Annotated in this window: 22 protein-coding genes; 9 read left to right on the top strand and 13 right to left on the bottom strand. The window is 44.5% G+C overall.

The window, feature by feature from the left end; all coding sequences use genetic code 11:
• The first annotated feature begins 122 nt into the window (after positions 1 to 122).
• A complete protein-coding gene (locus tag J4N37_RS12245; RefSeq protein ID WP_038885207.1) occupies positions 123 to 1,337 on the top strand; it encodes a diguanylate cyclase in 1,215 nt (404 codons plus the stop codon).
• Positions 1,338 to 1,414: 77 nt separating this feature from the next.
• Here J4N37_RS12245 and nqrM read toward each other — a convergent pair whose 3' ends face one another.
• The 9 genes from nqrM to J4N37_RS12290 all read right to left on the bottom strand — a co-directional run bounded on the left by nqrM (position 1,415) and on the right by J4N37_RS12290 (position 9,454).
• Positions 1,415 to 1,648, bottom strand: coding sequence for a (Na+)-NQR maturation NqrM (gene nqrM / locus J4N37_RS12250; RefSeq protein ID WP_005436655.1), 234 nt, complete (start codon positions 1,646 to 1,648; stop codon positions 1,415 to 1,417).
• A 22-nt stretch (positions 1,649 to 1,670) separates the two neighbouring features.
• The gene (locus tag J4N37_RS12255; RefSeq protein ID WP_252041043.1) at positions 1,671 to 2,675 is read right to left on the bottom strand and encodes an FAD:protein FMN transferase; all 1,005 of its coding nucleotides are present in this window, start codon (positions 2,673 to 2,675) and stop codon (positions 1,671 to 1,673) included.
• Positions 2,676 to 2,831: 156 nt separating this feature from the next.
• A complete protein-coding gene (nqrF, locus tag J4N37_RS12260; RefSeq protein ID WP_010449821.1) occupies positions 2,832 to 4,055 on the bottom strand; it encodes an NADH:ubiquinone reductase (Na(+)-transporting) subunit F in 1,224 nt (407 codons plus the stop codon).
• A gap of 33 nt (positions 4,056 to 4,088) precedes the next feature.
• Positions 4,089 to 4,685, bottom strand: coding sequence for an NADH:ubiquinone reductase (Na(+)-transporting) subunit E (gene nqrE, locus J4N37_RS12265; RefSeq protein ID WP_005436652.1), 597 nt, complete (start codon positions 4,683 to 4,685; stop codon positions 4,089 to 4,091).
• A gap of 7 nt (positions 4,686 to 4,692) precedes the next feature.
• Positions 4,693 to 5,325, bottom strand: a complete 633-nt coding sequence (locus J4N37_RS12270; protein WP_005450954.1) for an NADH:ubiquinone reductase (Na(+)-transporting) subunit D — start codon at positions 5,323 to 5,325, stop codon at positions 4,693 to 4,695.
• Complete coding sequence (locus tag J4N37_RS12275; RefSeq protein WP_010449832.1) at positions 5,325 to 6,110, bottom strand: Na(+)-translocating NADH-quinone reductase subunit C; 786 nt, start codon at positions 6,108 to 6,110, stop codon at positions 5,325 to 5,327. Before J4N37_RS12275 ends, J4N37_RS12270 begins: the two co-directional genes overlap by 1 nt.
• Positions 6,100 to 7,341: an NADH:ubiquinone reductase (Na(+)-transporting) subunit B gene (locus J4N37_RS12280; RefSeq protein WP_010449833.1), complete on the bottom strand. Its 1,242-nt coding sequence runs from the start codon at positions 7,339 to 7,341 to the stop codon at positions 6,100 to 6,102. Before J4N37_RS12280 ends, J4N37_RS12275 begins: the two co-directional genes overlap by 11 nt.
• A gap of 3 nt (positions 7,342 to 7,344) precedes the next feature.
• The gene (locus tag J4N37_RS12285) at positions 7,345 to 8,685 is read right to left on the bottom strand and encodes a Na(+)-translocating NADH-quinone reductase subunit A (RefSeq protein ID WP_038885204.1); all 1,341 of its coding nucleotides are present in this window, start codon (positions 8,683 to 8,685) and stop codon (positions 7,345 to 7,347) included.
• A gap of 460 nt (positions 8,686 to 9,145) precedes the next feature.
• Positions 9,146 to 9,454 (bottom strand): BolA/IbaG family iron-sulfur metabolism protein, encoded by a 309-nt coding sequence (locus J4N37_RS12290; protein ID WP_010449838.1) that lies wholly within the window; start codon positions 9,452 to 9,454, stop codon positions 9,146 to 9,148.
• A gap of 217 nt (positions 9,455 to 9,671) precedes the next feature.
• Between J4N37_RS12290 and J4N37_RS12295 the strand changes: the two genes are divergently transcribed.
• The 4 genes from J4N37_RS12295 (at position 9,672) to J4N37_RS12310 (ending at position 13,396) form a co-directional block, all read left to right on the top strand.
• Complete coding sequence (locus tag J4N37_RS12295) at positions 9,672 to 10,829, top strand: methyltransferase (RefSeq protein WP_252041045.1); 1,158 nt, start codon at positions 9,672 to 9,674, stop codon at positions 10,827 to 10,829.
• Positions 10,830 to 10,857: 28 nt separating this feature from the next.
• Entirely contained in the window at positions 10,858 to 11,427 is a 570-nt protein-coding gene (locus J4N37_RS12300) for a YajG family lipoprotein (protein ID WP_010449842.1), read from the top strand.
• Entirely contained in the window at positions 11,427 to 11,972 is a 546-nt protein-coding gene (locus J4N37_RS12305) for a peptidylprolyl isomerase (RefSeq protein ID WP_252041047.1), read from the top strand. Before J4N37_RS12300 ends, J4N37_RS12305 begins: the two co-directional genes overlap by 1 nt.
• A gap of 71 nt (positions 11,973 to 12,043) precedes the next feature.
• Positions 12,044 to 13,396, top strand: coding sequence for an AmpG family muropeptide MFS transporter (locus J4N37_RS12310; RefSeq protein WP_010449846.1), 1,353 nt, complete (start codon positions 12,044 to 12,046; stop codon positions 13,394 to 13,396).
• Positions 13,397 to 13,462: 66 nt separating this feature from the next.
• On the opposite strand, the gene J4N37_RS12315 is transcribed toward J4N37_RS12310, so the two are convergent.
• From J4N37_RS12315 to J4N37_RS12330, 4 genes are read right to left on the bottom strand one after another with little or no spacing between them, the layout of a single operon-like run.
• A complete protein-coding gene (locus J4N37_RS12315; RefSeq protein WP_010449847.1) occupies positions 13,463 to 14,122 on the bottom strand; it encodes a ChrR family anti-sigma-E factor in 660 nt (219 codons plus the stop codon).
• Positions 14,119 to 14,703, bottom strand: coding sequence for an RNA polymerase sigma factor (locus J4N37_RS12320; RefSeq protein WP_029561030.1), 585 nt, complete (start codon positions 14,701 to 14,703; stop codon positions 14,119 to 14,121). The genes J4N37_RS12315 and J4N37_RS12320 overlap by 4 nt, the downstream gene beginning before the upstream one ends.
• 45 nt (positions 14,704 to 14,748) lie before the next feature.
• Positions 14,749 to 16,110, bottom strand: coding sequence for a DUF4397 domain-containing protein (locus tag J4N37_RS12325; RefSeq protein ID WP_252041049.1), 1,362 nt, complete (start codon positions 16,108 to 16,110; stop codon positions 14,749 to 14,751).
• Positions 16,107 to 16,703, bottom strand: coding sequence for an LON peptidase substrate-binding domain-containing protein (locus J4N37_RS12330; protein WP_171305683.1), 597 nt, complete (start codon positions 16,701 to 16,703; stop codon positions 16,107 to 16,109). The genes J4N37_RS12325 and J4N37_RS12330 overlap by 4 nt, the downstream gene beginning before the upstream one ends.
• Positions 16,704 to 17,026: 323 nt before the next feature.
• Here J4N37_RS12330 and J4N37_RS12335 point away from each other — a divergent pair, with 323 nt between their 5' ends.
• From J4N37_RS12335 to csdA, 4 genes are all read left to right on the top strand, one after another.
• On the top strand, positions 17,027 to 17,827 hold the full coding sequence (locus tag J4N37_RS12335; RefSeq protein WP_252041051.1) for a nucleoside-specific channel-forming Tsx family protein: 801 nt from the start codon (positions 17,027 to 17,029) through the stop codon (positions 17,825 to 17,827).
• A gap of 107 nt (positions 17,828 to 17,934) precedes the next feature.
• Positions 17,935 to 18,825 carry a 2-dehydropantoate 2-reductase gene (gene panE / locus J4N37_RS12340; RefSeq protein WP_252041053.1) on the top strand — a complete coding sequence of 297 codons (891 nt, stop codon included), beginning with the start codon at positions 17,935 to 17,937 and terminating at the stop codon, positions 18,823 to 18,825.
• Positions 18,822 to 19,421 (top strand): DJ-1 family glyoxalase III, encoded by a 600-nt coding sequence (locus J4N37_RS12345; RefSeq protein WP_010449859.1) that lies wholly within the window; start codon positions 18,822 to 18,824, stop codon positions 19,419 to 19,421. The genes panE and J4N37_RS12345 overlap by 4 nt, the downstream gene beginning before the upstream one ends.
• A complete protein-coding gene (csdA, locus tag J4N37_RS12350; RefSeq protein WP_252041054.1) occupies positions 19,421 to 20,632 on the top strand; it encodes a cysteine desulfurase CsdA in 1,212 nt (403 codons plus the stop codon). The genes J4N37_RS12345 and csdA overlap by 1 nt, the downstream gene beginning before the upstream one ends.
• Positions 20,633 to 20,729: the final 97 nt, after the last annotated feature.

Here is a 20,729-nt window from a genome sequence, read left to right on the forward strand (position 1 = left end):
ATTTAAAATAGTGTTATCTGGAGCCAGAGCCAAGAATTTTTTCATGGTATTCACCCCACTTTCTATTATTATTGAGCTCTATAACATTAAAAGTAATTTATATACAAAAGTAGGGAAACTTTTTGAGTAAGAGAATTTTGGTTGTCGAAGACAGCCGTGCTTATAGAAATTACCTGCAGCAAATATTAACGAAAGCGGGCTACGAAGTACTTGCTGCTGAAAGTTATGATGAAGCGAAATCAACCTTAGCTTCGCAACCAGAGCTGTTGTGCGCCGTATTAGATTACTGTTTGCCAGATGCTCAAGATGGCGAAATTATTGATCTGCTGTTATCTCATAACCAAAAAGTTATCGTGCTAACAGCCATGTTCCAAGAAGATATTCGTGAGCAGATGCTAGCGAAAGGTGTATTGGATTACATACTGAAAGACAGTATGGCTTCTGTCTCTTACCTACTTCCTCTCATTAAGCGCTTAACAAATAACCAGCAGCATAAGTGTTTGGTTGTAGACGACTCAATGACTGTTCGCCACCACGTTGTGCAGTTGTTAGAGCACCAATATATCCAAACACTTCAGGCTGAGAATGGCCAACAAGCGATTGAGTTAATAGAACAAAACCCCGACATCACATTTATACTCACCGATCATGACATGCCAATAAAAGATGGTATTACAATGATCCGTGAATTACGGCAGAATTTTGATAAAAACCAACTCGCTATTCTTGGTATCTCTGGAAGTGATGACCACACAATGACCGCTCGCTTCCTCAAAGCCGGCGCTAATGATTTCTTATATAAGCCATTTAATCAGGAAGAGTTTTTCTGCCGTGTTCATCAAATACTGGATATGAAGGAAGCAACAACAGAACTGTTTAGAATGGCAAACCAAGATGCTTTGACTGGATTGTGGAATCGCCGCTTCCTGTTTGGCCAAGCTTGTGATGGTTGCGAAAAACGTAATATTGCCATGTTAGATATCGACTTCTTTAAAAAAGTGAATGATAACTACGGGCACGATGGTGGCGATGCGGCACTCGTTATGGTCGCGAATATATTAAAAATCTATTTCCCAGATGATGTGATTGCGCGTTTCGGCGGCGAAGAGTTTTGTATTCAAGCGTGCGGTAGTTATGAAGATTTTGTGACCCGCTTGGAGCAAATGCGTCAACGAGTGGAGAAGACCCCTATTCCTTATCAAGATAAGAACATTCAAGTGACCATTAGTGTTGGTGTGGCGAGTGTTGAAGGTGATCTTGACCAACAGATTAAAGTGGCAGACGACCGTTTATATCAAGCAAAAGGGAATGGGCGAAACCAAACTATTTATCAGTAAGCCTCTCCTCTTGATATAAAGCCTAAAAAAACAAAACCCAGCCATTAGCTGGGTTTTATCATTCTTGCTATCGCTGATTAAGCAATGCGATCTTTTTCCCATGCAGCCAGCTTTTCTGCGCGGGCAGCTTCACGAGCTTCACGCTTCTTACGCGCATCACATGGCTCTGGGCAGTTACATACCTTCTCAATACCAACCGCACCAAGACCACCACAACTGCCTTTTACCACCTTCTTTTGGAAGATGTAACCCACTGCCATCGCTGCAATCACCGCAACAAAAACAGCAAAAGTAATTAGAAATGTACTCATAAGGACATGCTCACTTCTGTTGTTATTTCTTCATGAACGGCTTGTATGCTTCCGAAGCCAGCTCTTTAAAACCATCATCCGTTTTCACGATCATGAAAACAGGAATGTTGTTCTCGTTCGCGATTTCCATGCCTTTGTCTTCACCTAGAACCATAAGGCCAGTTGCAAGACCATCAGCCGTCATCGACGATTTATCCAGTACCGTTACAGACACCACTTTATGATGGATTGGTTTGCCTGTTTGCGGATTGATGATGTGAGAGTATCGCACACCATTGCTCTCAAAGTAATTACGATAGTCACCACTTGTTGCAATTGCCATGTCGCCAGGCTCAATAATTTCTTGAATTGAGCGCTCATCAACAGTTGGCTTTTCAATGGCAATACGCCATGGCACACCTTCACGGTTAATACCTTTCAAACGCATTTCACCACCAACTTCTACCATGTAGTTGTGAATGCCTTGTGATTGTAGGTAATCCGCAACCACATCAACACCCCAACCTTTTGCGATTGTCGATAGGTCAACGTACAAGTTTGGAATGTCTTTCGACATTTTATTGCCTTCAACCGAAAGGTGGTGAATACCTGTGTTTGCTTTACGAGTTGATAGCTCTTCATCTGTCGGAACCACATCTGGACGCGCTTCTGGACCAAAGCCCCATAGGTTCACTAGTGGACCAACGGTTACGTCTAGTGCGCCTAGAGTAAGACCGTTCAAGCGAATCGCTTCTTTCACTACCGTCGCCGTTTGCGGTGATACTTCAAATGGCTCACTGGTTTGATGCTGGTTGAAACGGCTAAGCTCTGAGTCTTCACGGTAAGTCGACATCTGATCGTTCACTTCTTCAAGCAAGCGATCGATTTCTGTTTGCAAAACTTCAGGCGATGGCAGGCCGTCTTGCTCGATGTATTTAATGTTGTATGCGGTACCCATTGTTGGGCCACTTAAATGAACTTGATCTGCCGGCTGTTCACAACCAGCTAGAACCAATAGAGAAGCGAATGCAACAAGCCACTTTTTCACTTGTTTACTCCTATTGTCGTTAAATTGATATGGAAAATGGGTTCTCTCAAGACAAACCGATTTCCTATAGCAACTGTTGAATATGGTTTTTATTTCTACAAAAAATAATGGCTAGCTCTTAGAGAGCTAGCCATAGATTCAATCACTTGGGGGGTATTAACCACCGAAGTCATCTAGAAGGATGTTTTCATCCTCTACACCTAGATCTTTCAGCATGCCGATTACAGCCGCATTCATCATAGGTGGACCACACATGTAGTATTCACAGTCTTCTGGCGCTTCATGATCACGTAGGTAGTTCTCGTAAAGAACGTTGTGAATGAAGCCAGTGTAACCATCCCAGTTATCTTCTGGCATAGGGTCAGACAGTGCACAGTGCCATACGAAGTTATCGTTGTCAGCCGCTAGGCCATCGAAGTCTTCTACGTAGAACATTTCGCGCTTAGAACGCGCACCGTACCAGAATGACATCTTACGCTTAGAGTGCAGACGTTTTAGCTGGTCGAAGATATGAGAACGCATTGGAGCCATACCTGCACCACCACCAACGAATACCATTTCAGCATCAGTGTCTTTCGCGAAGAACTCACCGAACGGACCTGAAATCGTACACTTGTCGCCTTCTTTTAGAGACCAGATGAACGATGACATGATACCAGGTGGTACATCAGGATTATTAGGCGGCGGCGTAGCGATACGCACGTTCAGCATAATAATACCTTCTTCTTCTGGGTAGTTAGCCATTGAGTAAGCACGGATCGTTTCTTCGTTTACCTTAGACTCATAACGGAACAAGTTAAATTTGTCCCAATCTTCACGGTACTCTTCAGGTACATCGAAGTCAGCGTACTTAACGTGGTGAGCTGGTGCTTCAATCTGGATGTAACCACCAGCACGGAAAGGTACTGATTCGCCATCTGGAATTTGTAGCTTAAGCTCTTTGATGAATGTCGCTTTGTTATCGTTAGAGATAACTGTACATTCCCACTTCTTAACGCCGAAGATCTCTTCAGGAAGCTCGATGTCCATGTCAGTTTTCATTGCAACCTGACACGCTAGACGCTCACCTTCACGCGCTTCACCTTTAGTAATATGGTCAAGCTCGGTAGGTAGGATGTCACCACCACCTGATTTAACTTTTACGCGACACTGACCACAAGAGCCACCGCCACCACAAGCAGAAGATACGAATACGCCAGCGCCCGCTAGCGCAGATAGTAGCTTACCACCTGGTTGTGTAACGATCGCCAGTGATGGGTCATCGTTCACAGAAATTGTAATGTCACCTGTTGGTACAAGCTTAGACTTAGCGAAAAGAATCACTAGTACTAGCGCAAGTACGATCAGAGTAAACATCACTACACCAAGAATAATGTCCATTGACTATTCCTTAATTGTTGCGGTTTACCCGGCTTACAGTTGAACACCAGAGAAAGACATAAAGCCTAACGCCATTAGACCTACAGTGATGAACGTGATACCTAGACCACGTAGACCAGGAGGTACATCTGAGTACTTCATCTTCTCACGGATACCTGCAAGAGCGACGATCGCTAGCATCCAGCCCACACCAGAGCCGAAACCGTAAACAACAGATTCAGCAAAGTTGTAGTCACGTTGTACCATGAAAGATACACCACCGAAGATCGCACAGTTTACTGTGATCAGCGGTAGGAAGATGCCTAGCGCGTTGTACAAAGGTGGGAAGAAACGGTCAAGAACCATCTCTAGGATCTGTACAAGGGCTGCGATTACGCCGATGAAGGTGATGAAGTTTAGGAAGCTAAGGTCTACGCCCTCAACTAACGCGTTCTCTTTCAGAACTAGGTTGTAAACTAGGTTGTTCACAGGAACCGCGATAGTCAGTACTACCACAACTGCAACACCTAGACCGAAAGAAGTCTTAACTTTCTTAGATACGGCAAGGAAAGTACACATACCTAGGAAGAAAGACAGTGCCATGTTTTCGATGAAAATCGATTTAACTAGCAGACTGATGTAATGTTCCATGACGCCCTTACTCCTTCGCTTCTACTTGTTCTGGTTTCAGAATACGGATTACCCAGATTAGGAAGCCGATTAGGAAGAATGCAGATGGTGCTAGTAGCATCAGACCGTTTGGCTGGTACCAACCACCGTTGCTCACTAGAGGTAGAACTTCCATGCCGAATAGCTTGCCTGAACCGAATAGTTCACGGAAGAAACCTACAGTGATAAGAACGAAGCCGTAACCTAGACCGTTACCGATACCATCAATTAGCGATGGGATTGGCGCAGATTTCATTGCGAATGCTTCAGCACGACCCATTACGATACAGTTCGTGATGATAAGACCTACGAATACAGATAGCTGTTTAGAGATATCGTATAGGTAAGCTTTAAGCACTTGGTCTACCACGATTACTAGCGATGCGATGATTGCCATCTGAACGATGATACGCACACTGTTAGGAATGTGGTTACGGATCAGAGAAACAGAGAAGTTAGACAATGCAGTTACGAAAGTTACCGCTAGTGTCATTACAAATGCTGTTTCTAGTTTAGTTGTTACTGCAAGAGCAGAACATACACCAAGAACCTGCAGCGCGATCGGGTTGTTGTCCAACACCGGCGCCATAATGCTCTTTTTAATGTTTTGTGCGCTAGACATTAGTTCAGACCTCCGTCACGAACTTTTGCTAGGAAAGGACCAAAGCCCATGTCACCTAACCAGAAGTCAAATGTACCTTGAACACCGTTACCAGTTAGTGTCGCACCAGATAGGCCATCAACGCCGTGTTCAGAACCTTCTGGAGCACCACCTTTAACAATCTTGATTGCTGGTTTGTGGTTCTCGTCGAATAGTTTCTTACCAACGAATTGAGCACGCCATGCTGGGTTTTCTACTTCACCACCAAGTCCAGGAGTTTCACCTTGCTCGTAGTAAGTAATACCAGACACAGTGTTACCGTCAGTTTCAACCGCAACGAATGCGTACATCATAGACCATAGACCGTTACCGTGAACTGGGATGATAACTTTAGAAATGTCATCACCACTTTTCACTAGGTAAACGATACCTGTGTTAGCACGACGTAGGATCTTAGCTTTGTCTTCATCAGCCGTTAGCTTGATAGACTCAGCAGGATCTTTAGCTGCTTTACGTTGGTCGTAGTTTGCTGCTGTAGAGCCGTCTTCAGCTTTCTCTACAAAGTCACCCGTTTTGAAATCAACTAGACGAGGTTCAATGTATTGTGCAAATAGCTCAGGTACTTTTTTACCGTCTGCTTCAATGCCAGCAACTTCTACAATCTTAGATTGCTTATCTAGGACAGCGTTAGCTTTTTGCTTGTCACGCAGGCCTACGGCTGCTGTTGATACGATGATTGAACAAACAAGGCTCAACCCGATAACAACACCCAGCGTCTTTTTAATGCTGTCGTTATTACTTGCCATAGCGTGCTAGTCTCCGCTTGATGTTCTTCTCAATAACCACATGGTCGAACAGAGGTGCGAATAGGTTCGCGAATAGAATCGCCAGCATCATACCTTCAGGGTAAGCTGGGTTAACTACACGAATCATCACACACATTGCACCGATTAGGATGCCGTACCACCACTTACCGCCATTGGTAAATGAAGCTGATACAGGGTCTGTTGCCATGAAGAACATACCGAATGCAAAACCACCTAGAACTAGGTGCCAGTGCCAAGGCATGTTGAACATTGGGTTGGTGTCAGAGCCAATCACGTTGAATAGTGTTGACACTGCAATCATACCGATCATTACACCCGCAATGATGCGCCACGAAGCGATTCGCATGTATACGATCATCGCTGCACCGATCATTAGAGCTAGAGTCGATACTTCACCAATTGAACCAGGGATGTTACCGATGAAAGCATCCATCCAAGTGATAGGAGCGCCAGTGATGTTGTTGATCAACGCGCCGCTACCGCCGTGAGCCCATTGGCTAAGAGCAGTTGCACCAGAGAAGCCGTCAGCTGCTGTCCATACTACGTCACCCGAGATTTGTGCTGGGTAAGCAAAGAATAGGAAAGCACGACCCGCAAGAGCAGGGTTCAAGAAGTTACGACCTGTACCACCGAAGATCTCTTTAGCAACAACAACACCAAATGTGATACCTAGTGCCGCTTGCCATAGAGGTAGCGTTGGTGGAACGATAAGTGCGAATAGGATAGAAGTTACAAAGAAGCCTTCGTTAACTTCGTGCTTACGCACCATACAGAAAAGTACTTCCCAGAAGCCACCAACAATAAATACTGTTGCGTAGATCGGTAGGAAGTAAGTCGCACCTAGTAGCATCTTACTGCCAACACCAGCTTCAGCACCGATGGTGCCGCCAAACATTTCTGTTAGCCAGTAGTGCCAGTTACCTGCGATAACTGTCGCTAGTTGATCACCAGCGTACATGTGGTTAAGTGCTGCGATAGCTTGGCCACCCGCGTTGTACATACCCCAGAACATTGCTGGGAATACCGCGAACCAAACCATGATCATGATACGTTTTAAGTCAACGCTATCACGAACGTGCGAGCTACGTTTTGTTACTAGACCTGGCGTGTAGAAAAGTGTTGCTGCTGCTTCGTACAGTGCAAACCATTTTTCGTGTTTACCGCCTGGTTCAAAATGATGCTCGATATCCTCTATGAATTTCTTAAGCATGGATTACCCTTCCTTCACAATGGTATCTAGGCATTCACGAAGTAGCAGACCGTACTCGTATTTACCAGGACATACAAAGGTGCACAATGCCAAATCTTCTTCATCCAGTTCAAGTGCACCCAGTGCTTGAGCACTGTCAGTATCACCGGCACATAGATCACGAAGTAGCAAAGTAGGTTCCATATCAAGTGGCATTACACGTTCGTAGTTGCCGATTGGAACCATTGCACGATCACTACCGTTAGTTGTCGTTGTCATATTGAACAACTGACCTTTAAAGATGTGACCAAGGAAAGATTTTGTGATTGAGAATTTGTTTTTACCAGGAACAGCCCAGCCAAACAGTTCTTTCTCACGACCTTCACGCAGGACAGAAACCTGCTGATGGTAACGGCCAAGGTAAGCATGTGGACCAGACGCTTGTGTACCAGAAAGTACCGAGCCTGAAATCACACGAACTTCGCCTGGCATCAATTCGCTGTCAGTTAGGTCTTCAAGAGAAGCACCTACAACAGTACGAAGAAGACGTGGGTTATTCACTACAGGACCAGCAAGAGATACAACACGATCTGTGTATAGCTCACCAGTTAGGAATAACTTACCGAACGCGATAACGTCTTGGTAGTTGATGCTCCAAGCCACGTTTTGTGCATTTACTGGGTATAGGAAATGCATGTGGGTGCCAGCAAGACCTGCTGGGTGAGGGCCATCGAAGACGTGTTCTTCTACGTTAGACTGAGAAGAGCGTGGCAAGCTAGTGCCAGATTTACATACGTAAACCTTGCCTTCTGTCAGGGCTGAAAGAATGTCTAGACCTGCAACGAATGCTTCTTGTTGTTCATTGATGATCAACTCAGGCTGTGCTGCTAGTGGATTAGTATCCATTGCAGTTACGAAAATAGCCTTAGTAGCAGACTCGATTGCTGGAACCTTGCTAAACGGACGAGTACGTAAAGCGGTCCAAAGGCCAGATTCAACCAATTGAGTCTTGATCACTTCGCGATCTAGACCTGCTAGTTGAGCTGCTTCGAACTTATCAAATGTAACCTGCTCTTCGCCTGCCACTTCAATCACTACAGATTGAAGTACACGCTTAGCGCCACGGTTAACTTCGATCACTTTACCGGCTGCTGGAGCAGTGAACTTAACGCCAGGGTTCTTCTTGTCTTCAAAAAGAACTTGCGCTTTTTTCACTTCATCGCCAACGCGGACATGCATGGTAGGACGCATGCCAACGTACTCTTCGCCAAGCAAGGCGACTTTTTTGATGGTCTTACCATCATTAATCACCTGGGATGGAGCTCCTGCGATAGGAAGATCCAAGCCCTTCTTTATTGTAATCATACGCACTTGCACTACTTTTATCGGGAAAAAGATTCTTTTGATTGCGTAACTTTTAGACACGACATCAGTGTCCGGTTTTGATGCTGTTTAAAACACCAAAATCGCAACATCCTATTAAAAATCTCATCACATTTTTTGAGCGAGATTTATCAGGTGCAGTAGTCTAGCATTTTTTGGGAACTTGATGCCATGACCAATGATAGCAATAGTGGTTTTATTTCGACCGAATCAGATCTAAAAGGCTAAAGAATAGTCATAAGTTTGAACCATCGCACAATTGCATCGTCCTCTACGAATACCTATTTAGTGATATATTCATGGTTTGAAACAAACAGAAATTTCTATTTATTTGTTGAAACACTGTTAACACATTTTTTAACCAGCTTTTGTACCACATTGTGTCCCCGTAAAAATGTAAAATAAAAAAAGATGACTCTCGTCATCTTCTTTTATCAATACTTTAGCGCCCTCCGCCCATGCACATTGGGCTATCTGGCGCACCATTTTGTTGCTCATGCCACTCAGCTTCAGTGTAAGTATGAATCGCCAAAGCATGAATGTGATTATCAAGTTCATCAGCCAAGATTTGGTTAACTTGTCGGTGACGACCAATTAAACGCTGACCGTCAAAAGCATTACATACGACAATCACTTTAAAGTGGCTTTCTGAGCCTGGTGGAACATTATGCATGTAGCTTTCGTTAATCACTTTTAGGTAACTAGGCTGCAGCTCACTATGTAGCTTCTTTTCTATGATTTCTTGGATCATATTACGTCCTCGCAAATACGAATTATGCAAGTATATACGCAACTCATTCAAACAACGTACAACTGGTTTAAATTTCAAAGAGCCTTCACACTTCTTTGCCTGTATCACGTGCAGCGCTAAAACACGAGAAACAGAGAATTGACAGCTTTTTAGTATCTTGTCCCGCTATCATCTGCGACAATACCAGCTGTATGTTACAACTACCCTTAACTCACTTATGAAAACCGAACTGAACCTTCACGATAGAAGTCTTACACTTCATCGCTTCCCAAAGCGCGCTAATGAAACACTTCAAGCTTGGGATGCGGGAGATGAGTACCTAATTAACCACGTGGAAGAACTGGATCTGCCGACCAATCAGAACATACTTATCATCAATGATAGTTTTGGAGCATTGGCATGCTGGTTTTCAGAAAAGCATAACGTCACATCGATAAGCGACTCATTTGTCTCTCAAAGAGGAGCTCAACTGAACTTAGAGAATAATCACTGCAATAGCGTGACTTTTGACTCAACCATCAGTGAAATTTCCAACCAAACCGATATCGTTTTGCTTCAGTTACCCAAAAGCAATCGTCATCTAGTTTGGTTGTTGAGCCAACTACGTAAAACACTGCCCGTATCGTGCCCTATTATCGCAGTAAATAAAGCGAAAGATATTCATACATCAACGCTCAAGTTATTCGAAAAGCACTTAGGCGAAACAAAAACGTCTTTAGCTTGGAAGAAGCATCGCTTAGTTTTTTCTGCTGCCAATGCACAACCCGTTATCACAGTTGACCCTTTTACGGTTTGGGGTGTCGAAGGTGAGAACATACAACTAAAAAATCTGCCAAATGTTTATTCAGGCGAAAGCTTAGATCTGGGTGCCCGCTTTATGCTTCAGCATATTCCGCAAGATCCTAAAATCAAAAGTATCATCGACCTTGGATGCGGTAATGGTGTGTTGTCAGTAAAAGCAGGACAACTCAACCCAGGCGCTCAGTTAACGCTCGTTGACGAGAGCTTTATGGCTATCGAGTCTGCCAAACAGAACCTTATTGATAACCTAGGTGCCGAGCATCCCGCCCAATGCATCGTCAATAACTGTTTAGATGGCTTTGAGCACAATAGTGCAGACTTAATCATGTGCAACCCACCATTTCATCAACAACAAGCTATTACCGACCATATTGCTTGGCAAATGTTCTGTGATGCGAAACAAATTTTGAACCAAGGTGGTAAATTACAAGTCATAGGTAATCGCCATCTTGGTTACGACGCTAAGCTGAAACGCTTGTTTGGCGATAAAAATGTGAAACTTGTCGCTTCTAACAGCAAATTCGTAATTTTACAGGCGACAAAAGATCCTGCTAAATTAAGCGTTATGCAATAAAGCTATGACTTTAAAAAGGAATAATAAGATGAAAAAACTGGTATTAGCAGCTTCAGTTGCCCTGCTTGCTGCCTGTTCAGCTCCACAGCAGCCACAATTGAACCTTATGCCTCAAACAACTTTGAGCACGAATTCAATTGTACAGGGAAAAACCTACAGCTTAACCAGTAAAGACGTCCGCGCTGCACAATATGTGGCATTGGTTGATAACGGCCGTTCAAATATTTTACCTCTACACGCAAAACAAAACCTTAGAATCACTCTTGAAGACGCATTTGCTCAGCAATTTGCTTCTCAAGGTTTCCGCACCGACCTCAATAGCAATAACTCTATCGAACTAGAGATCCAAGAAGCGCTTATCAATGTGAAACATTCAGTCATGGAAAATGAGATGGATGCGAAGGTCGTTATCGAGATCACTGCAGAAACACCTGAAGGTAAATTGGTTAAGACTTACACGGGTACCGCTAAGCGCTCGGGTACATTAAGTGCCTCTGATTCAGACATTGAAGAAACGCTTAATGATGTTATTAGTTTAACCTTAAAAGAAGCTGCGAATGATTCTGAACTTCGTCAGTACATGCAGGAGCGATTCTAATGCTACGTAAAGCGATTCTTTCTCTTGCGCTATTGAGCTGCAGCGTTTTTGCGGGCCCAAAAGTCGCGTTTGAAACCACGTTAGGAAACTTTACGGTGGAGCTAAACGAAGAAAAAGCACCAATATCCGTCGCAAACTTCCTGAAATACGTAGAAGATGGCAGTTACGAAGGTACGATTTTCCACCGCGTAATCCCTGGCTTTATGGCACAAGGTGGTGGCTTTAACCAAGATATGCAAATGGTTCAAACGTACGCTCCAATCAAAAACGAGGGTAACAACGGTTTAAATAACGACCGTGCAACCATCGCAATGGCTCGTACCAATGCTCCCGATTCAGCTACTCGACAATTCTTCGTTAACCTAGTAGACAACGATTTCTTGAACTACGGCTCTCGCCCACCAGGTTATGCCGTGTTTGGCGTTGTTACTGAAGGCTTCGATGTCATTGAAAGCATGGCGAAACAACCAACCAAATCCATTGGTCGGATGCGCGATGTCCCAGAGACACAAATCGTCATCACCAAAGCAACACTACTCAAATAGCCAAAATCATAAGCCCTTTGAATATTCGAAGGGCTTTCTCTTTTAGCGGCTCTATTTTAACGGATTGATTTATGTCTTCATTACCTTCCATCACTTGGTTGGAAACGGTAAAAAGTTACCTCGATAAACGCCTACTTTGGGTTTTCATGCTTGGCTGCTCAAGTGGCTTTCCATGGGTGCTTATTGGTTCAAACATGTCAGGCTGGCTCAAAGATGCTGGCTTAACGTTATCGGCAATCGGTTATTTCGGTAGCGTTTTTGCAGTTTACGCAATCAACTTTTTATGGGCGCCATTAGTTGATCGTGTCAAATTACCTGTTTTGCATCGTTTACTAGGGCAGCGCCGAAGTTGGATTTTTCTTTGCCAAAGTATCGTGCTAGTTGCGACCTTATTTATTGCTGATGTGAACCCAGCAGAGAATTTGATTTTCACCTCTATGCTTGCTCTATGTATAGCAACAGCATCGGCAACCCAAGACATCGCTATTGACGCTTTTCGTATTGATACCTTCCCGAAAACAGAAGACTCAAAATTGCCTCAAGCTTCAGCAATGGCAGTAATCGGTTGGTGGACCGGTTATTCGCTACCTGGTTACCTTGCATTTATTAATGCAGATACTGTGGGATGGAACGGCGTCTACTACGGCATGGCAATGATTGTTGTTCTGCTCATGATTTTTACTCTACTGGTTGGTGAGCCAAATACTCAGCGAGAACAGCTTCAACGAGAAGCAGAACAACGCCATAAAGAAGTTGTAGGCTCTAAGTTAGTTGCTTGGTTCACTGTAACCGTCGTTGAGCCATTTTTGGACTTCTTTAACCGTAATGGAGTTCGGGTCGCTATCACGTTGCTACTGTTCGTCTTTCTATTCAAAATTGGTGAAGCGTTCTTAGGTCGTATGTCGATTGCCTTCTATAAAGAGGTAGGCTTTAGCAATGAGCAAATTGGCTACTACTCTAAGCTCATTGGATGGGGCGCAACTATGGTATTCACGTTTGTAGGTAGTATGTTCAACGTGAAGTTCGGCATTGTAAGAGGCTTGATGATTGGCGGCATTGCGATGTCAGCAAGTAACCTCATGTTTGCTTGGATTGCGAAAGTTGGCCCGAGCGAGCATTTATTCTTAGCAACGATCTTTGTGGACAACTTTACAACGGCATTCTCTACCGTTGCTTTTGTATCGTTCTTGACGGTGCTTACTGGGCAAGCTTTTTCAGCAACTCAATACGCTCTATTAGCTTCACTTGGTAACTTTGGCCGAACCACTCTCGCTTCTTTTAGTGGCGAACTCGTTGACTACTTGAATGATTGGACAACCTTCTTTGTTCTCACCGCTTTGATGGTAATTCCGAGTTTAATCATGCTTTATTCACTGCGGCACTACTTCACTGAGTTGCTCGAAAAAGCAAGACAAAGAGATTAAGAAGAAATAATGAAAAAAGCCACCGAACATCGGTGGCTTTTTGATTGGGGTCTGTTGAAGCAATATCTAAGGGTACATGCCCTTTCCAAACATATTGAAAATTCGAGCTACACCTTGTGTAAAAATCATCGGCTCCGTCAGGACTGTTAAACATAAACAGTCTTCTCCAGGCTTCGTGAACGGACTATGCTTAACAGTGGCGTCCTTGACCAGCAGATCACCAGCCTCGTAATGGCCGTCCTCGTCACTAAAACCACCATGTAACACTAAGGTCGATTCCAAGCCTTTGTGAGTGTGCTGAGGAATCCGTACATCTTCACCGATGTACATAAGATTGACGCGAGCATCTTCTCCAAGATCTAACTGAGCGCTATAAACTTTGCCGCCGTAACTTTTCCAATCACTGACTAAGTCAGAAAACCGACTCAGTGTTTTTGGTAATGTGAAGTCTTTCCCTGCGACTTGAACTTTAGCCTGTTCTAGCACAATGATATCGTCAGACACCGCTTCTGCACACAATATTTCATCAAGCATGGTGTCAAACTCTTCTCCATACTCTGTAGGAATATCACTCACAAGCACGGCCTGAGCAGCCTCTACTTGGTTTACATATGCACGGCAGTCGGAGCAAGTCTCTAAATGCGTAGCGACAACTAAGCCAGAAACTGCGTCAATACTTCCCGAAGCATATGCCTCTAACAGGTTTTTATCTGGATGTTTGTTCATAATTGCTCCGTATGCATTGAATGCCTCAATTTCTCAACTGCAAGCCTCAGCCGAGATTTCACCGTGCCTAGGGGGATCTCAAACATTTCTGCAACTTGCTGATGTGGTAACTCTTCCAAATACACCGCTCTTAGCACATCTCGCTGATTCTTGGGTAAAATCTCCAAGAACTTCACAACTTGCTCTTTTAGCATATCTTGCTCTGGTGAGTAATGGTCGACCAAATCAGGCGGGTAATATTCTGAAGGCCAAATGTCATCAGAATGAATATGTAACTCCTTCCCTTTCTGCTTTCTCAGCAAGTCAAAGCAAAGGTTACGCAATATTGTGTAGATCCAAGTGGAAAGAGCACTTTTTGCTCCGTCGTACAAATGTGCTTTCTGCCAAACGGTCGCCATAGTCTCTTGAACCATTTCCATTGCAACCTGCTCGTTTCCAACATGTTTGTAGGCGAACTGCTTAAGCTTCGGAGCATAGAAACGGAAAACGAAAGCAAAAGCGGCTTTATCTCTCGCTTTTACTTTATCCATATAGTCGTTCCACTCGCTTCGCCCAAGCTTCTGCGGGCTATCACTCATCATAATCAGCCTTTTAAGGGGAGGAGTTTCCTCCTCCCTTCCTTTTCCCTAATCTGTGATGTCATCAACAATGAGGTTAAAACCATTATTATTACCATCGTCGATGGCGATCACTTGATACACAACACCGTTTGTTACAGTAAGTGGCGCTGAATCAATGGCCACTATAGACGGCTCACCAGCAACAGTAACTGTAACGTAATAAGAACCTTCAGCGATGTACACACCTTGAACACTGTCTTTATACGCAAAGTTCGCTATTGCTGGATCACTTCCTTCTATGCCTGTGCTCGCGGTGAGATAGATATCTACCATTTCAGCGACTGGATTTGCGGCAGCATGAGTAACATTTAACGTTGCACTGGTTACTACAGATCTACGCATATCTTCAACAACGAGAGGTTCAACCATAGTAGATGCCATTCCTACGGCATAGATACTGTAATCCATACCGCCCATCAAAGGGACACCATCTGCATCAATGATGGTCGTTCCAGAAGCCTGATCGATGACATCGATGTCGTAATCACCAGAATCAAGTCCTAGGTAACTACCTACGCCCGGAGTAGTTCGTTCAGGCGCGAACTCAGGATTAGAGAGCATTGCAAATGGCGCTCCATTCACGTTGACATCGACAGTACCTGCGTCTTCAACTAAATGGCCAACTCGTACTTCCGCTTTACTCCCCGTATCCTCAATTATAGAAGAACCAGAACCATCCAATACCAACAACTTCACTGGAGAAGTGCTGTCTGAATCTCCCGTTTTGATAGCTGCAATGGTCAAATTTGCATTTGCCGGCAATGGGATTGAGCCTGAATCAAAGGCAACCGAATCGCCCACAGCCAAACGCACTTGGTAATTGTCAGCTGGAATATTCAGAACATCAGTTGAGTCTTTATAACCTAGCATTGCAACGGGCGTTGACATAGACAAGTCTGCGCCAGGAGCCGTTACATAAACATTCACTGGCGGTATCTCCGCCGCCGCATGCACTATTTGAACGTCCAAGTTATTTTCATCCGCCATAGAAACTGCGCTACGAGTGACCACTAGAGGCTCAACAGTACCTTCCGCGGCATCACCCACGACAAATGCTGTATATTTGGTTTCGCTGTTTAGGTCCAACATCGTCTCTGGAACAACATTCAACACTTCACCGCCTGGTAGTTGTACATCTACACGAACCGTATTTTCTCCCGCCATTAACTTGACATAGCCAGAGCCAACACCGTAATCAACATCAGTAAGTGCTGCGTTACCGTTTATCCATACATTTGCTAAAGGGGCATCTGCAGAAGCATGAACAGCTTGTAGGTTTGAATACTCAATTGTGTCACTGTCTGAGCCACAAGCAGCCAAGCCAATAGCAGTAGCCAAAGTCACTGCGGCTTTCGTAAGTCCTTTCATATCCTAGTCTCTCTTTCATTTGGGGCTTCAATGGCATGTGTGAGAAACGTCAGAGCATCAATGCAATCATCCGCACCTACTAACTTTTCAAACAATGAACGGTCGAGTGGCAAAAGCTCCAACCAGCGCTGGGTAACCCAAGAAGGATCATCATAAAAGCGGTGTTGATACAGGTTACCAAGTTGGGGGAATTGTTCGTAAACGTGAGCGAGTTGCGTACTCAAATGAAGAAAGTCTGGATAGGAGTGGGGCTGTTGCCAATTTTCCATCCATTCAACGTCAGCATGACGAAGACCATCAAAATCAGAGCGCACACGCTTCACTCGGAAGCGTCTCTCTCCAACGACCGTAATGCCAAGAAGCCCATCACTGAGTGTTTCGAAATCAACGATGGTCACCAAAGTACCGATGGACGAAACGTTTCCCGCTGCTCTCTGGTCACTATCGTTACCGACCAAGCAAACCCCAAACCCAATGTTCTGTATGCTGCATTCTTTCACCATACGTTTGTAACGCGGTTCAAAAATACGCAGATTCATTTTCCCTTCGGGTAGTACAACCGAGGTTAATGGGAACAACATCACTTCATTCATTAAATCGTCCTCTTTGATTCAATAACTCATACGAGGGACGTATCAGTCAGATCACTAACGATTTATGTTGGTTAAACGACTGGCTTAAAATGTCATAAAATCGCCCGCGCAAACGATCTAAATCACACTATTTATGCAAAAACATGCAACAACATAAAAGTTCCGTTATTAAAATTAGTTTCGTGACAAACATCACCAAAAACCTTCATTTTTGCATCCTTTATCACTTTCATTTGCGATTTTTATCGCTATTATCCCTGCCAATTGGAAAGCGCAGCAAAGATTGCGTGTTCTGAATCATTACAAACATAGAGAGTCCCCTTATGCGTAAATCACTTCTAGCTCTTGGCCTTCTAGCGGCTACTTCAGCTCCAGTAATGGCTGCAGATTACTCTGACGGCGACATCCACAAAAACGATTACAAGTGGATGCAATTCAACCTTATGGGTGCATTTGACGAACTTCCAGGCGAGTCATCTCACGACTACCTAGAAATGGAATTCGGCGGCCGCTCTGGTATCTTCGATCTTTACGGTTACGTTGACGTATTCAACCTAGCAACAGACAAAGGTAGCGACAAAGCTGGCGCACCTAAAATCTTCATGAAGTTCGCTCCACGTATGTCTCTAGACGGCCTAACTGGTAAAGACCTATCTTTCGGTCCAGTTCAAGAGCTTTACGTAGCAACTCTATTTGAGTGGGACGGTACTGATTACAAAACAAACCCATTCTCAGTAAACAACCAAAAAGTTGGTCTAGGTTCTGACGTGATGGTTCCATGGTTGGGCAAAATCGGCCTAAACCTATACGGTACTTACCAAGGTAACAACAAAGATTGGAACGGTTTCCAAATCTCGACTAACTGGTTCAAACCATTCTACTTCTTCGAGAACGGTTCATTCATTTCTTACCAAGGTTACATCGATTACCAATTCGGTATGAAAGATGAGTACTCTACTGCTAGCAACGGTGGTGCAATGTTTAACGGTATCTACTGGCACTCTGACCGCTTCGCAGTTGGTTACGGCCTGAAAGGTTACAAAGACGTTTACGGTATCAAAGATACTGACGGCTTCAAATCTACTGGCTTCGGTCACTACCTAGCTGTAACTTACAAGTTCTAATAGAACCGATAAGTTCCCCAAAAATGGCGCCTCTTGGCGCCATTTTTATTTGCTTTCCTTTTTTCCCTCATTATCCTTGCAGCAAACCTTTTTAATGAGAGCGTTTGGTGAATATTCTTATCCTTGGTCCGGGAGCTATTGGCTCACTATGGGCGACCAAATTTCAATTTGCTGGGCACAATGTTTCCTTATGGGGAAGAACCTCTGATAGTAAGCAACAGCTTCAACTTGATGACGCTCCTGCAATTAACTTCACTAATCAGCACCTTCCTTCTGTACAAGCCGCAGATCTGATTGTTGTGACGGTAAAAGCATGGCAAGTAGAGGAAGCCATTGAGCCTCTTCTTCCCTACATCAGCAAAGACACCATTGTGATGTTGCTGCACAACGGTATGGGCACTGCACCGCTACTTGAAGCAAAACTGCCTGATAACCCATTGATAGTTGCCACAACAACACACGGTGCTTATAAACCAAGTAAAGAGCAGGTTCTTCACACTGGTCAGGGGAATACTCAACTGGGTGGTTTTAATGCTAAAGGTGCTCAGTGTAGCTTTCTTGCAGATGTGATGAACCACGCTTTGCCCGAAGTTAATTGGAACCCAAACATCAACGCTGCATTGTGGACAAAACTTGCGATCAATTGCGCAATCAACCCCCTGACTGCCATCCATCAATGCAAGAATGGTGAGCTTGCCGCTCCTGAGTTTGACACCAAATTGGCGAACATCACTCATGAGTTAGTGGAAGTCATGAATAAAGAAGAGATCGAGGTAGATTTTGACTCTCTTCATGCCACTATTATGCAAGTGGTTAACGCTACAGCAGCCAACTACTCTTCTATGAGGCAAGATGTTTTTCACCAACGCCGTACCGAGATAGACTTTATTACTGGTTATCTACTGCAAGCCGCCGAAAAGCATCACATTAGCACGCCAGAGAACGCCAAACTCTATCAACGCATCAAACAGATTGAACAAAGCTGGACAGAACAATGAACAAAAAGATCTTAGTACCTATCGCTCCGGGCACCGAAGAAATGGAAGCGGTAACCGTTATCGACTTAATGGTTCGAGCAGGCTATGACGTAACGGTTGCAAGCGCAGACTTCGATGGTGCACTGACTATGAAGGCTTCTCGTGGTGTGACACTTACCGCGGATTGCAAGCTGGTTGATGTTGCCGATGACGAGTTTGATGCGATTGTTCTATCTGGTGGCGTAGGTGGTGCAGAAACCTTCCGTGATAGCACCATCATGATTGAGATCCTGAAACAGCATATGTACGAAGGTAAACTGGTTGCGGCAATTTGTGCTGCTCCTGCTTTGGTTTTACAACACCACAACCTTTACCCTGAAGCTCTGATGACATGTCACCCAAGCTTCCAATCTCATATTCCGGAAGACAAATGGCGAGCAAAACGTGTCACCATGGACGTGAATCACAATCTACTGACAAGTCAGGGACCAGGAACCGCACTTGAGTTCGCTATGGAAATCATTATCAAACTTTCCGGTAAAGAGCATGGATGGATGGTTGCAGAGCCGTTAGTCACTATCCCAACACTGCATTATCACGAGCTCGGTGACGAATAATGTTTGACGTAAACGCTGTACGCGAACAGTTCCCAGCTCTGAATCAAGACGTCAACCAGTCACCTTTGGTTTACCTTGATAGCGCAGCTACAACACAAAAGCCACAATGCGTGATCGATGTGATTAGCCGTTACTACAGTGCACAAAATGCGAACGTGCACCGTGGCAGTCACAGCTTAACAGCCAACGCGACCAGTCAATTTGAAGCGGCTCGTGAAACCGTTGCGAAGTTCATTGGGGCAAGCAGCTCAAAAGAAATCATTTGGACTCGCGGCGCAACCGAAGCGCTAAATCTCATCGCGCAAACTTATGCTCGAAGCTCGCTCCAAGCGGGTGATGAAATCCTGATCAGTGAAATGGAACATCACGCCAACATCGTGCCTTGGCAAATTGTCGCAGAGCAAACGGGCGCGAAAATCGTTAAAGTTCCGATGACCTCCGATTGCCAATTCGATATCAGTGCATTTGAAGCACTGTTGTCGGAGCGCTGTAAAATCGTAGCATGTGCACAAATCACCAATGTGACGGGCTCTCGTCAACCCATCGAGAAAATCATCGCTAAGGCGCATGCGGTAGGCGCGGTTGTTGTTGTTGATGGTGCACAAGGTATTGTTCATGAACCTTTGAACTTGGCAGAGCTCGATGTTGATTTCTATGTCTTCTCTGGCCACAAACTGTATGCACCTGCAGGGATTGGGGTTCTTTATGGCAAGCTTGAACTTTTAGAAGCGATGCCACCATGGCACGGCGGCGGCAAAATGGTCGAAAGAGTCTCGTTTGAGAAAACCACCTTCTCAGCCTTGCCGGGTAAGTTTGAAGCGGGCACACCGAACGTCGCTGGCGCGATTGCGCTAGCAAAAGCTATCGATTGGTACCAAGGCTTCAACCAAACCGAAGTAGAGGCACATCTGCATTCTCTGCAGGAAAAAGCTTACCAAGCACTGACTCAGCTGGACGACATTCAAATCCTCGGTTATCAGCCGAACGCTTCAGTGCTTACTTTTGTGATGGACGGCGTTCACCACCAAGACATTGCTACACTGCTTGATCAACAAGGTATCGCAGTTCGTGCAGGGCATCACTGTGCTCACCCTCTGATGGATGCGCTCAACGTCAAAGGTACTGTGCGTGTTTCTTTTGGTATCTACAATACGTTAGAAGATGTTGAGAAGCTGATTGCAGCCGTTGAGAAAGCAGTCGATATGCTTTAACAATCAAGATACCAATCTAGATATATAGAAAAAGGGTTGAAACCATTTGGCTTCAACCCTTTTCTTTGTTTTGTTCTTTATGCGGTGTTCACTAATC

Origin of the sequence: Vibrio sp. SCSIO 43153 (assembly GCF_023716625.1) — a bacterium.
GTDB classification, from domain to species: Bacteria; Pseudomonadota; Gammaproteobacteria; order Enterobacterales; family Vibrionaceae; genus Vibrio; species Vibrio rotiferianus.